Source organism: Alishewanella sp. HL-SH05 (assembly GCF_052655985.1).
In genome coordinates this window covers 3,171,282-3,184,119 of sequence record NZ_CP199753.1, presented here as the reverse complement: position 1 = coordinate 3,184,119, position 12,838 = coordinate 3,171,282, and the positions used below count along the sequence as shown (strand labels likewise).

The window sequence follows — 12,838 nt, the reverse complement described above, 5'->3', positions numbered from 1 at the left end:
TGTGGTTTTCACCCATTTTTTGCTGTTTGGAGGTTATTTTGACTAAGTCCGCCCTGCTCGTACTGGAAGACGGCACCGTATTTCACGGTACAGCCATTGGCGCCGAAGGAGTTTCTGTTGGTGAGGTAGTGTTTAATACCTCGATGACCGGGTATCAGGAAATATTAACTGATCCCTCTTATGCAGAACAAATTGTAACACTAACTTATCCTCATATAGGAAACACCGGAACGAATGAGGAAGATGAGGAATCCGGACAGGTATGGGCCAAAGGCCTTATTATCCGTGACCTCCCGCTGTTAGCCAGTAATTTCCGTAATCAACTCTCGCTTAGTCAATACCTTAAAAATCATAACATTCTCGGCATCGCCGACATCGATACTCGCAAACTTACTCGCATCCTTCGTGAAAAAGGCGCTCAAAATGGCTGCATCATGGCAGGTGATAATCTGGATGCCGCGGTTGCCTTGCAACAAGCAAAGGCTTTCCCAGGTTTAGCGGGGATGGACTTAGCCAAAGAAGTGACCGTTAAAGCCCCTTATCAATGGACTGAAGGCAGTTGGGCTTTAGGTGAGGGCCACAAAACCATTACTGAACATCCGTTTCATGTGGTTGCTTACGATTTCGGTGTTAAACGCAACATTTTACGTATGTTAGCGGATCGTGGTTGTAAACTCACCGTTGTACCGGCACAAACACCGGCTGCTGAGGTGTTAGCGCTGAACCCAGATGGTATTTTTCTCTCGAATGGGCCAGGCGATCCAGCACCTTGCACTTACGCCATTGAGGCGATTAAAACCTTTTTAGAAACAGACATTCCGGTGTTTGGTATCTGTTTAGGTCATCAACTGTTGGCGTTAGCCAGTGGTGCGAAAACGGTCAAAATGGGCCATGGTCACCACGGTGCTAACCACCCAGTGCAAAACTTAGACACTCAGCGCGTGTTAATTACTGCGCAAAACCATGGTTTTGCGGTTGAAGAAGCTACCTTGCCGGCTAATTTACGCGCTACTCATAAATCGCTGTTCGACGGCACCCTGCAAGGGATCCACCGTACTGATAAAGCGGCATTTAGTTTTCAAGGTCATCCCGAGGCCAGCCCAGGCCCGCATGAAGCCTCTGAACTGTTTGACCATTTTATCAAGCTGATGCAACAACATCAGGCTTAAGCCGACACGAATTACGGAGACTGAGACGCAATGCCAAAACGTACCGATATAAAAAGTATTCTGATTTTAGGCGCTGGCCCGATCGTCATTGGCCAAGCCTGTGAATTTGACTATTCAGGCGCACAAGCCTGTAAAGCCTTAAAAGAAGAAGGTTATCGAGTTATTTTAGTTAACTCTAACCCCGCGACGATCATGACTGATCCAGAAATGGCTGATGCGACCTACATCGAGCCTATTCATTGGCAAGTGGTTGAAAAAATCATTGAAAAAGAACGCCCTTGTGCGGTACTGCCTACGATGGGCGGTCAAACTGCATTGAACTGTGCGTTAGAGTTAGAACGCCAAGGTGTTCTGGCCAAATATAACGTGGAAATGATTGGTGCTACCGCTGACGCCATCGATAAAGCGGAAGATAGAAATCGCTTTGATAAAGCGATGCGCTCAATTGGTTTAGCCTGCCCACGTGCCGGTTTTGCTCATTCCATGGAAGAAGCGTATCAGGTACTCGATGATATCGGTTTCCCATGTATTATTCGCCCATCGTTCACAATGGGTGGCTCGGGCGGTGGTATTGCTTATAACCGCGAAGAGTTTGAAGAGATTTGTACCCGTGGTTTAGATCTGTCTCCGACCAAAGAGCTGTTAATCGACGAATCGTTGATTGGTTGGAAAGAATACGAAATGGAAGTGGTACGCGACAAAAACGATAACTGTATTATTGTTTGTGCCATCGAAAACTTTGATCCTATGGGTGTGCATACCGGTGATTCGATCACGGTGGCGCCAGCGCAAACACTGACCGACAAAGAATACCAAATTATGCGTAATGCATCGTTAGCGGTATTGCGTGAAATTGGCGTAGAAACGGGTGGTTCTAACGTACAATTTGGTATCAATCCGGCAGATGGCCGTATGGTCATTATTGAAATGAACCCACGGGTATCGCGCTCGTCGGCATTAGCTTCAAAAGCAACCGGTTTCCCTATTGCTAAAGTTGCCGCCAAGTTGGCTATCGGTTACACCTTAGATGAATTGGCTAACGACATTACGGGCGGGATTACGCCAGCTTCATTCGAGCCAAGTATCGACTATGTTGTAACTAAAATTCCACGTTTTAATTTTGAAAAATTCGCTGGTGCTAACGATCGCTTAACGACCCAAATGAAATCGGTTGGTGAAGTCATGGCAATTGGTCGCAACCAACAAGAGTCGTTACAAAAAGCGCTACGTGGTTTAGAGATTGGTGTATCGGGCTTAGATCCGATCATTGATATCAGTGCACCAGAAGCGAAAGAAAAAATCATTCGCGAATTACGTGAGCCTGGCGCGCATCGTATTTGGTATATTGCCGATGCGTTCCGTTTTGGTATGACCTTAGATGACATTTACAATCTAACCAAAATTGACCACTGGTTCTTAGTGCAAATTGAAGACTTAGTGAAAGAAGAACTGGCTCTAGGTACTGATGGCTATGCCGCCTTAGACGAAGCCCGTTTATCTCGCTTAAAACGCAAAGGTTTTGCTGACGCTCGTATTGCTGAAGTTTTAGGTGTGAGTGAAACCGAAGTGCGCAAAAAACGTTATAGCTACGGTTTACACCCAGTGTACAAGCGGGTAGATACCTGTGCCGCGGAATTTGCCTCTAACACCGCTTATATGTACAGCACCTATGATGAAGAGTGTGAAGCGGCACCTACCGATCGTGAGAAAATCATGATTATCGGTGGTGGGCCAAACCGTATCGGCCAAGGTATCGAATTTGATTACTGTTGTGTGCATGCGGCTTTAGCGTTTCGCGAAGACGGTTACGAAACCATTATGGTCAACTGTAACCCAGAAACCGTTTCAACCGATTATGACACCTCAGATCGTTTGTATTTTGAATCTATCACCTTGGAAGACGTGCTGGAAATCGTACGCAAAGAACAGCCAAAAGGGGTGATTGTGCAATACGGTGGCCAAACGCCATTGAAATTAGCCCGTGCCTTAGAAGCCAACGGTGTGCCAATTATTGGTACTTCGCCAGACGCGATAGACCGTGCTGAAGACCGTGAGCGCTTCCAACAAGCCGTAACTCGTTTAGGCTTAAAACAGCCTAAAAACGTCACGGTAACGAGTTTTGATGAAGCGATCGCTAAAGCACCAGAAATCGGTTATCCGATGGTGGTTCGCCCGTCTTATGTTCTAGGTGGCCGCGCAATGGAAATCGTTTATGACGAGCAGGATTTACGCCGTTATATGAACGAAGCGGTAAGCGTATCAAATGACTCGCCAGTCTTATTAGATAACTTCTTAGATGATGCGATTGAAGTCGACATTGATGCCATTTGTGATGGTAGCGAAGTGATTATCGGCGGCATTATGGAACACATCGAGCAAGCCGGTGTGCATTCGGGCGATTCTGCCTGTACCTTACCACCACACAGCTTATCGCAAGCCATTCAAGATGTGATGCGCGAGCAAGTGAAAAAGCTGGCGTTAGAGTTAGGCGTAGTCGGCTTAATGAATACCCAGTTTGCGGTTAAAGATAACGAAGTTTACTTAATTGAAGTGAACCCACGAGCTGCACGTACCGTACCTTTCGTTTCTAAAGCAACGGGTGTCGCTATTGCTAAAGTGGGTGCACGCTGTATGGCGGGTAAGTCGTTAGCCGAGCAGGGTATCACCAAAGAAATTATTCCACCGTTTTTCTCAGTGAAAGAAGTGGTGATCCCGTTTAACAAATTCCCAGGTGTCGATCCTATTCTTGGCCCTGAGATGCGTTCAACAGGTGAAGTGATGGGCATTGGCGATACGTTCGCCGAAGCCTTTGCTAAAGCTGAGTTAGGCTGTGGCACGCTGATTCCAACGGGTGGCCGTGCCTTGCTTTCTGTACGTGACAGCGATAAAGTGCGCATCGTTGAACTGGCTAAACTAATGGTTGAATCGGGTTTCGAGTTAGATGCCAGTGGTGGTACAGCTAAAGCATTAGCGGATGCGGGTATTCCATGTCGAGTTGTTAACAAGGTATTTGAAGGTCGGCCGCATATGCTTGACCGTATCAAAAACGGCGAGTATAGCTATATTGTTAACACCACTGAAGGTCGTCAGGCGATTGAAGACTCTAAAGTACTGCGTCGCGGTGCCTTACAGCACAAAGCGAACTACACTACGACCTTGAATGCCGCCTTTGCTACTGTCAAAGCGAATGCTGCCAGTGCCTTTGCTAACGTAAATTCTATTCAGGAATTGCATAAGAGAGTAAACGGATGAGCTTAATTCCAATGACAGTGCAAGGCGCAGAAGCGCTGCGCATTGAACTGAATGAGTTAAAAAGTGTAAAACGGCCTGCGGTAATTCAAGCTATCGCTGAAGCACGTGCGCACGGCGATTTAAAAGAAAACGCCGAATATCACGCGGCTCGCGAACAGCAAGGTTTTATTGAAGGGCGTATTCAGGATATTGAAGGCAAATTATCCAATGTGCAGATCATCGATGTCACTAAGTTGCCTAACACGGGTAAAGTGATTTTCGGTTCAACGGTAACCATTCTTAATCTGGAAACAGAAGAAGAGATGACTTACCGTATTGTGGGTGATGATGAAGCGGATATAAAAAATAATCTGATTTCAGTTAATTCACCGATTGCACGTGGTTTAATTGGCAAAGTAGCCGATGACGTAGCGAATATCACTACGCCTAAAGGCGTTGTTGAATTTGAAATTGTTGACGTGAAATACTTGTAATAACGTGACAACTTACTTGAGACAACCCTGTTGTCTCAAACGTAAAAACGCCAGCATCTTCGCTGGCGTTTTTGTTTCTAACGGCTAACTGACTGCCATGTTTAACCGAAAAACCAGCGGCCATTTTTGAACAGGCCAGCAATCAAGCCGGCAAAACCAGCAGTTGTTCCACCAAGCATCCCAAACCAGCACCAGAACAGATTGTTGCGATACTGCCGTTTTGCTTGTTTACTCTGCGCTGCTTTTGCCAACAAGCGTGGTTTAATCGTTTGCCATACTCGAACTTGTAAATACGCCACGCCGGTCATAAAAAGGCCAAAGGCCAGCAGCGGTGCTATGGCGCCGGTGGTAAATTCGTATGCTGCAGCCAGTAATAAGCCTGAGAGGCCAACCCAAACCAAAGCCTGATTGCGATAACGTAATAAGCGATTACGCTCGTTATCGCTGGCGGCGTTTTTTAGTGGCGCGCGCATGCCCAGCACCACACCAAGCATGCCGCCGAACGCGCCAAGTAGTGCTCCACTCAATAGCCAGCCAAACTTTGCTAAGCCGCTGCTGTGTGCTGCCATGGCACTTGCGGTCGCGGCAGCTGCAGGTGGGCTACCGATCAGTAAAGCACTGATGATGGCGCTAGTTAAGCCGATGTTTGGCGCCGTGCTTAAAATCAGCTTACCGTAACGGTTTAGTAGCTGTGTTTTTAACAACTCACGTACCCGTTGCAGCTTTTTACGTACGCTATTTTCGGTTATGCCTAGTAACGCCGCGACCTGCTGGCTATTTTGCTCTTCCCGATAAAACAACAGTACAATTTCACGACTTTCACTCGGTAGTTCGGCTAAAAACTCGCGGATAATATCGGCTTGCTCGTCGCGAAGTAACTCTTCATCGGGAAAGGTGTCACTAGCAAAAGCGGCGAGCAAGGTTTCGGCTTTTTCACCACGTTCTATACGATGATCTTGCCGTTCGCGCAAATAGCTATAGGCACGGTAGCGCGTAATTTGACGAAGCCAAGGCAAAAAACTGGTGGTGTTTTGTAAGCTACGCAGCTGTTGCCAAGCTGCAATAAACACTTGCTGGCAAATATCCTCACTGGCATCCAAGTCTTTCACAATGGCTAAGGCAATGCTGCTGACACTGTTTTGGCAGCGCTGAATTAATCGACCAAAAGCCTGCATATCACCTGCGATTGCGGCAATCACATCAGGCTGTAATTGTTGTTCTAGAGTGTTTTGTGGGCTCAATTGTGCATGGTGCATGCCATTACTCCTTTAATGCCACACGCAGCTGAGCGATAAACCAATCGGGTTCATCCAGCATGATAAAATGGCGACTGTCAGTATTCATCAGTAGTTTTGCATTAGCAATAGACTCAATTTGTTGTTGGTACAGTGCAGCTGCCAGCACTTGCTGATCCGGTGCTAGCGCTCCACTGGCGCCAAATAAGTAGACTTGGCTTGTTATTGCTGTCACTTGCGGTCGTAAATCGGTGGTTAATAGTTCATACATAGCTTGGCCGACTGTCTGGCTATCCGAGGCCGCGGCCATGTCCAGCACTAATTTTTGATGTTCTGCAGACCTCGCCTGAATAGCGATGCCTTGTGTTGCAACGGCTTTTAATTGTGCGCTAGAAAGTTGTTGATAGTAGGCTTTTAATTGCAGTGCTTGTGCTTGCATGTCGGCCACTTGCGTTGCTGAGTTGCGGCTAAAAATCGGCGCGATATAAGGCAAACCATCTACCGCGATAACTGTGCCAATCTGCTTCGGAGCAGAACTTGCCAGTGAAAAAGCGAGAAAAGCGCCTAGGCTATGGCCAATCACTGCTGGCTGTTGCAGTTGCTGCTCGGTCACATAACCCAACAGCTCTTGCTGCACTTTGGGTAAAAACTTACCATCCAAAGTGCTAGGCGTACCAGCAAAACCGGCTAAGCTAATCAGATGTAATTGAAAATCGGCTTGCAAGGCGCTAACTGTGCTTTGCCAAACACGGCGGTCCGACATTAAACCGGGAATGATTAAAACCGGTTTACCTTGTCCTACCACCTCAACGGTAAAACTTACCCTCGGTTGCGGTTGCTCAATCGCTTTGATTTGCGGTGCTATCGCACCACCTACAATGGTTAGGACAATGGCAAAGTAGGTCCAAAAGCTTGGTTTGTTTTGCTGAGTTTTTTTGGCAATGCTGTCGGTAGCGTTTTGGTTTGTGTGCTGTGGTGCGTTCATGATAAATCCTTAGTTAGTGGTGATGACCTAACTAAGTCGCATCAACCTCAGCAGCTGTGACAAATTAATTTAATTATTTTTTAATAAACGCGATAACGTGTCTTACCGCGTTTCAGATAGGGTTGTGGTATTTAGCTGGAAATAAAAATCAGGGGTAAATTTGTTCCTGGGATCCCGCTATCTGCCATGATGGTTGATAGCCACAGTAACACAGCTAATAAACATAGATAACTGACAATGGTTATTAATATGCCTGTATTACTCATAGGTAAAACGTTTTTTGCTTGTTCATCTGCTTCAAACCATAAATCCAGCGTACCGAGTAGGCCAAACAGCATTAAAAGATAAAAACCAAAGTACCATGCGGCGAATGACAAACTGCCAGTAAAAAATAATAACGCTAGTTTGGCTGCTTTTCCGTTACGGCTATAGACAGCCACCTGGATGACGCGCCCCCCATCTAATGGCACCATGGGCAATAAGTTAAATAGGTTAAGTAATAAACTGATGGTAGCAAATGATGCTAAGGCGGTATGTTGCGTTTCAAGCCAAAGCCCGTAAGCGATGACGGCACCTAAGGTACCAAAAGCCGGGCCGGCAATGGCAATCTTAAAGTCTTGCCAACGACTGGTCGCGCGTTCACTGATCGCAACGCCGCCAACAAAGGGCAGTAAATAGACCCCTTTAACCTTAAGGCCTGAGCGCTTCATCGCATAAACATGGCCATACTCGTGAATAATTAATGCGGCAATTAAGCCTACAGCAAATTCTAGATTAAATAGCCAAGCCCAGCCAGCAAGAGATGTACCGGCTAGCGCAGCCTTTATCGCTCCCGCACTTTTTGACAGCTTAACTAACACTAAACCGATAACGAAAAAGGGTTTAAACCCTTTTTTTAGCAAAGAAGGGGTGGTTGATTGTTGCACTTCAATCTGCTCATTAAGCGCTGACGTTTGCTCAGCTTGTGCGGATACTTTTTCAGCGGATGAAAGTTTGCTTTCTAACTTGTGCAGCCATGCAGGTGGCCTAGCGACCGTTTCACCTTCGCACAATAATGTTTCAGGTGTTTTTAGCCAGTAATGCACCTGGTTATTTCGTATGACTAGCTTGAAGTGCAAGCGCACTGGGCCATGTTTAGGGCACAAAAAACGGTGATCGTAGCTATGACTTAATAACGCTCGCCCTTCAGAGACAAGAACACCATTGCGCCAGACTTGCTCTTTACCAAAGTTATTTCCTTTGATCAGATAATGGTCTTGGTCATGGCAGAATTCAAATAGCGTTTGCATATTTAATGTTAAAAAATGGTAATTAATATGCGCAGTTTAGCAGCGAGGGGTAGAAAAGTCAGGCTGGCTTGGTTAAAAATATCGCTCAGTGAGCAAGGCGTGGAGCGGGTGGCGGGAATCGAACCCGTGTCTAAACCTTGGGAAGGTCTCATTCTACCATTGAACTACACCCGCGCTCTGTTGTTAAATTATAACTGCTAAGACCTGAAGTCAACTGCTATAAAGTGTGTTTTACCTCGTCGGCTGCTGCATCGATGGCCGTTGCAACCCACCAAAAAAGACGTACTTTAGCTGCGAAAAGACGCTTAAATTAAGTGCTTAGCCTGCTCCATCTAAGTGACTCACCTGTCTACCCGCCTTAATTCGGCGTGGTTAAAATCACGAGCACACCACTCCAATCTAGGCTACGGCTTTTATTACCGATAGGCGCGATTTCAACGCCGGTGTAAATACCCAGTAAAGGGATCTTTGCTGCGGTTAACTGTTGCTGCAGTTCGCGCGCTTCTTGCGGGGTGGCTATGCGCCCAGCGCAATCAAAATACAGGGCTACAATAGGAGTGTGTTGGTCTTGTTTGATTTGCTTGAGCAAGGCACGAGTTTGTTTAGCGGTTTGCGCAACAATATGCTGTGGATCGCGCTGCATAATCTGAATTTGCATGCCTTCACGAAAATCTGGTTCAAATAATATTATCCCTTCATCATTTGGCAGTATGCCATTGATGAGGCGTGTAACATAAGAAGAACTGTCATCTGGCTTGCAAGAAGTTGCGCCATTAAAGCCTAAGGCTAGTTCGGTCACCGGTGTTTGCTTACGCCAATGTGAGCTACCGGTTACCCGATCGATAACTTGGGTAACGGGCTCATCGTTTAATTGATACAGAAATTGTTCAAAAATCTTGGTAATGGTAAAACGCTCAGCACTGAGCGGTGAACACCCATGCATATTGCTGATATAGGGTTTAACATGGCCGCTGATCAGTAAAGCGGTCGCGAGCTGGCTTTGCACTTGTGCATCGTAAAACAATTTAGTGGAGCTAAATTCTTGATCGGCGAGTAAGCCGGCGCCTGCAATAGGGACCTTTATGGGTAAAGTGTTATAGAGGCCTTTAAGTATTGGACGTGAAGCATTTAATATGGCTGGATTTTGCAAATTACCGGCGTAACGCACTGAATCAAAAAATAACAGGAGGAGAGCAGGTGATACAACTTGTTGCAGTTTCGCCCCTAACTGTTGCCCCGCTAAAAACGGGTTCTGGGCGATCAGCTCTGAGCAAGCACGGCTAAATGTAATATTGTCGTTATCCGATACTATTGCTAATGCAGCAGCGGGAGCTCCTTCAATCATAATCTGATCGTGGCTGATAATACCTGCAGCTGAACCTCCCAAGATGATGATATCTGTGCCGCAGACTAATCGGGCGCCATCTAATAAGCGTTGATAATCAGTTTTTGCTGTGCAGAACAGCAGTAGAAGCTGTGCAGAAGAACGGCCAGTTTGAGCAATAGCTTGACGAGCAAGTTGTTGGCCTGCGGCAAAAGCCGCATTGGTCTGAGAGAACGCAATCCCTGCGAACATAGTCTAATCCTTTTGTTACAAAACATTCATTATTACGTAAGCGATGAAAAGCTAGCTCACTGTTCAGTATAGAATATTTCTGTAAATAGATTGTATCATTAGTAATGATATATTGGTAATTCGGCGAAACTCCCTTATGCTAAGTAAAAATGTGTTGATGGTCTGAGCTATGTTTGAATTGTTGGCGGTTATATTGGTGCTTTCCGTAATTGTTGGCACCTTTTGTGGCTTTATCGCTTTAGATCGGCTTAGCGGCTTAGAAGCTCAAATGAGAGTGCTGCAACAGCGTATACAGCAATTGCAAGCAGAGTCAAAACACCTACATACCCGCTCAGAGGGGGCTGCTGTTAATGCTAATGCCTCTCAGGTCGACGCTTCACTGCCATCTTCTGCTGCCCCAGCAAACCCCCTAACAGATACCGTCATAGCAGCACAAATGGTAGAGCCTAACACGGCAACAACAACTGTTTCTCCGGCAGCGTTCGTTGCTATCAGTAAGCAACATGCAGAGCCGACAGAGCCGGTTAAACCCAAAGCAGAGGCAAGCCAATGGCTAAGTTGGTTAGAGCGGCAGTTTATTGATCGGGGCATGGTTTGGTTGGGTGGGGTGGCTTTGGCATTTGGCGGTATTTTTTTAGTTCGGCATTCGTTAGACGCGGGTTGGTTTTCTCCAGAGTTACGCGTGTTTAGTGGTATTAGTTTAGGCCTGTTACTCTTAGTGGTAAGTGAGTGGCTGCATCAGAAAAAACAGTTAAGTCAGGTTTTAGAAAACTACATTCCTGCGGCATTAGCTAGCGCAGGCTTTGTGACCTTGTATGCGGTGCTATTGATGGCTCAGCATTTTTATCAGTTGATCAGCCCAACACTGGCGTTTGCTTTACTGGCTTTAGTCGCGCTTTGCGCGTCTTGGTTTTCTTTACGACAAGGGCCTATCTTAGCAGTGATCGGCATTGTTGGAGGATACGCAGTACCAATTTTAGTGTCACCGGGTGGCAATAATTGGTTAGCACTGTTGTTATACATTGCCTTAATTACAACGTCGTCGTTATTGGTTGAACGCAGGGTACAACGTTTTTGGTTATGGTTAATAACGGTTGTGGCACATTGTGGCTGGTTATTGTTGGCAATTACACAAGCTGGCGCAAACAACATCACCGTGCTGTGGGCTGCCTTATTACTTAGCTTTATTGGGATGGTTGCCTTACCTCGCTTAGGCTGGCCGTTACGCTGGCAAAACGCGGTGTTACCGATGCGGCAATGGTGGCCGCTATTGCGCGAACACTATCTTGGCGTCGTGTTACTAGCCTTTGCAGTGGTGCTGCAACTGCAGTTTAGTAGTTACAGCCATCTGTGGTCTTGTGTGTTGTTAGTCAGTGTTTTATATGCGGCAGCCTTGAGTGAAAATCGCTCTGAGCTGTGGTTATGGGCGGCGGCGTTGCTGGCATTGGTTTGGCTATTACTGGGGCCTGCACTTAATGCTGACAACTTTAGCTGGACGGACGGCATACTCTTTAATTGGCAGTCATGGGTGTTGCTGCTGACAATACCTGCGGCCTTTGTTAGCGTGCTACTGCCAGCAAGACAACATTGGGCGGCTTTTTTAGCCATCGCACCGATACTATTTCTGGCCGTGTCTTATCAATTAGTGCCGAGTACACTGCAACCGTTAATTCAATTAGGTTGGATGCTATACGGCGCATTGTTAGTGATCCTTCAAAGTATTCTAGCGAAACAGGCAGCAAGTAAAGCGTTGGCTTTTATTCATGCGGCTGGCGCTAACCTCGCGTTAAGTTGGTGTTTTAGCTTATACCTGTCGGCAGCTGCTTTCACGGTAGCTATGGCGTTACAGTTAGTTTTCATTACACAATTAAGCGTTAAACAACGTTTTCCTGTCCCGTCTTGGCTGATCAAGGGGATGGTCGCCTTTGTCTTATTACGTCTTACTTCAGCCCCATTGTTGGGCAGTTATGAAGGCGTCAGTATTCTGGGCTTGCACTGGTCATTGATCGTCTATCCGCTGGTGTTAGCGAGTTTTGGCCTTGCAACCTGGTTATGGCGGCATAGCAGCTTGCGTGGTTGGCTCGAAGGGGCTTGCTTGCAGTTAACGGCGTTATTCGTCACGGTGCAAACGCAATTAGGGTTGCATCCGGGGGCGCTTGATTTTTCTGTTATAGATTTTTACAGTCTAGCGTTACACAGCGCTAATTGGTCTATTTTAGCTTGGGTCTATCAGTGGCGCAGTTATCGGGCCGCGAGCATGCAAACTTTATATCGTTTTGCCGCAGGCTGTTTAGTGGTACTGGTGTTATTTACGCAACTGACCTTGAACGTAAATTATAACCCCTTGCTAAGTGCACAAGACGTAGGGCAGTGGCCGCTACTGAATTGGCTATTCATATTGTGGGCCGTGCCTGCCTTGTGTGCAGCGGGTTTAGCTAACATGCCGCTGCCGCAGCGTTATCGACCTACTGGCTATTATGTGGCTGCGGCCGGTTTGCTGTTGTACCTACTGAGTTCGGTACGGCAGTTTTGGCAAGGGTCACAAATTACCTTAGGTTTAGCCACCAGTAACGCAGAACATTATAGTTATTCTTTAGTGTTGGTGTTAACGGCGGCGGGGCTAATTGTGCTGGCGCAATGGCGTGTTTGGGGCATGCTGCGTAAAGTGGGGTTCTTATTGCTCAGTGCAGCGGTCATTAAAGTATTTGTGTTTGATTTAAATGAGCTGCAAGGTTTATTCCGTGCGGCATCATTTATGGGGTTAGGGTTAAGTTTAGTGTTGTTAAGTGCTATGTTTCAGTGCTTGCAGCAAAAAATGCTTGATCGGCAAGCCCATGCCACAGAATAAGAAAAAGAGCG

The 12,838-nt window shown here is 46.6% G+C and carries 8 protein-coding genes and 1 tRNA gene; 4 read left to right on the top strand and 5 right to left on the bottom strand.

The window, feature by feature from the left end:
• The first annotated feature begins 38 nt into the window (after window positions 1–38).
• Genes carA through greA form a run of 3 tightly spaced genes read left to right on the top strand, consistent with a single transcriptional unit; the run spans window position 39 to window position 4,894 of the window.
• On the top strand, window positions 39–1,169 hold the full coding sequence (gene carA / locus ACUJFL_RS14565; protein ID WP_445427867.1) for a glutamine-hydrolyzing carbamoyl-phosphate synthase small subunit: 1,131 nt from the start codon (window positions 39–41) through the stop codon (window positions 1,167–1,169).
• Between the two features lie 30 nt (window positions 1,170–1,199).
• On the top strand, window positions 1,200–4,421 hold the full coding sequence (gene carB, locus ACUJFL_RS14560) for a carbamoyl-phosphate synthase large subunit (protein WP_445427866.1): 3,222 nt from the start codon (window positions 1,200–1,202) through the stop codon (window positions 4,419–4,421).
• Window positions 4,418–4,894, top strand: coding sequence for a transcription elongation factor GreA (gene greA / locus ACUJFL_RS14555; RefSeq protein WP_226751199.1), 477 nt, complete (start codon window positions 4,418–4,420; stop codon window positions 4,892–4,894). Before carB ends, greA begins: the two co-directional genes overlap by 4 nt.
• Before the next feature lie 101 nt (window positions 4,895–4,995).
• On the opposite strand, the gene ACUJFL_RS14550 is transcribed toward greA, so the two are convergent.
• The 5 genes from ACUJFL_RS14550 to ACUJFL_RS14530 form a co-directional block, all read right to left on the bottom strand.
• Window positions 4,996–6,150, bottom strand: a complete 1,155-nt coding sequence (locus ACUJFL_RS14550) for an RNA polymerase sigma factor (RefSeq protein WP_445427865.1) — start codon at window positions 6,148–6,150, stop codon at window positions 4,996–4,998.
• Between the two features lie 4 nt (window positions 6,151–6,154).
• Entirely contained in the window at window positions 6,155–7,114 is a 960-nt protein-coding gene (locus ACUJFL_RS14545; protein ID WP_445427864.1) for an alpha/beta fold hydrolase, read from the bottom strand.
• Between the two features lie 131 nt (window positions 7,115–7,245).
• Window positions 7,246–8,403, bottom strand: coding sequence for a metalloprotease (locus ACUJFL_RS14540; RefSeq protein ID WP_445425346.1), 1,158 nt, complete (start codon window positions 8,401–8,403; stop codon window positions 7,246–7,248).
• A gap of 100 nt (window positions 8,404–8,503) precedes the next feature.
• Window positions 8,504–8,577, bottom strand: a tRNA-Gly gene (locus ACUJFL_RS14535).
• 184 nt (window positions 8,578–8,761) lie between these two features.
• Window positions 8,762–9,979, bottom strand: a complete 1,218-nt coding sequence (locus ACUJFL_RS14530) for an FIST signal transduction protein (RefSeq protein ID WP_445427863.1) — start codon at window positions 9,977–9,979, stop codon at window positions 8,762–8,764.
• A 169-nt stretch (window positions 9,980–10,148) separates the two neighbouring features.
• Between ACUJFL_RS14530 and ACUJFL_RS14525 the strand changes: the two genes are divergently transcribed.
• Window positions 10,149–12,827, top strand: coding sequence for a DUF2339 domain-containing protein (locus tag ACUJFL_RS14525; protein ID WP_445427862.1), 2,679 nt, complete (start codon window positions 10,149–10,151; stop codon window positions 12,825–12,827).
• The last annotated feature ends 11 nt before the right edge of the window (window positions 12,828–12,838 follow it).

Excerpts from the sequence above, each read along its gene's own strand:
- carB (WP_445427866.1), top strand. The coding sequence starts at position 1,200 with ATGCCAAAACGTACCGATATAAAAAGTATTCTGATTTTAGGCGCTGGC.
- greA (WP_226751199.1), top strand. The coding sequence starts at position 4,418 with ATGAGCTTAATTCCAATGACAGTGCAAGGCGCAGAAGCGCTGCGCATT.
- ACUJFL_RS14550 (WP_445427865.1), bottom strand. The coding sequence starts at position 6,150 with ATGCACCATGCACAATTGAGCCCACAAAACACTCTAGAACAACAATTA.
- ACUJFL_RS14545 (WP_445427864.1), bottom strand. The coding sequence starts at position 7,114 with ATGAACGCACCACAGCACACAAACCAAAACGCTACCGACAGCATTGCC.
- ACUJFL_RS14540 (WP_445425346.1), bottom strand. The coding sequence starts at position 8,403 with ATGCAAACGCTATTTGAATTCTGCCATGACCAAGACCATTATCTGATC.
- ACUJFL_RS14530 (WP_445427863.1), bottom strand. The coding sequence starts at position 9,979 with ATGTTCGCAGGGATTGCGTTCTCTCAGACCAATGCGGCTTTTGCCGCA.
- ACUJFL_RS14525 (WP_445427862.1), top strand. The coding sequence starts at position 10,149 with ATGTTTGAATTGTTGGCGGTTATATTGGTGCTTTCCGTAATTGTTGGC.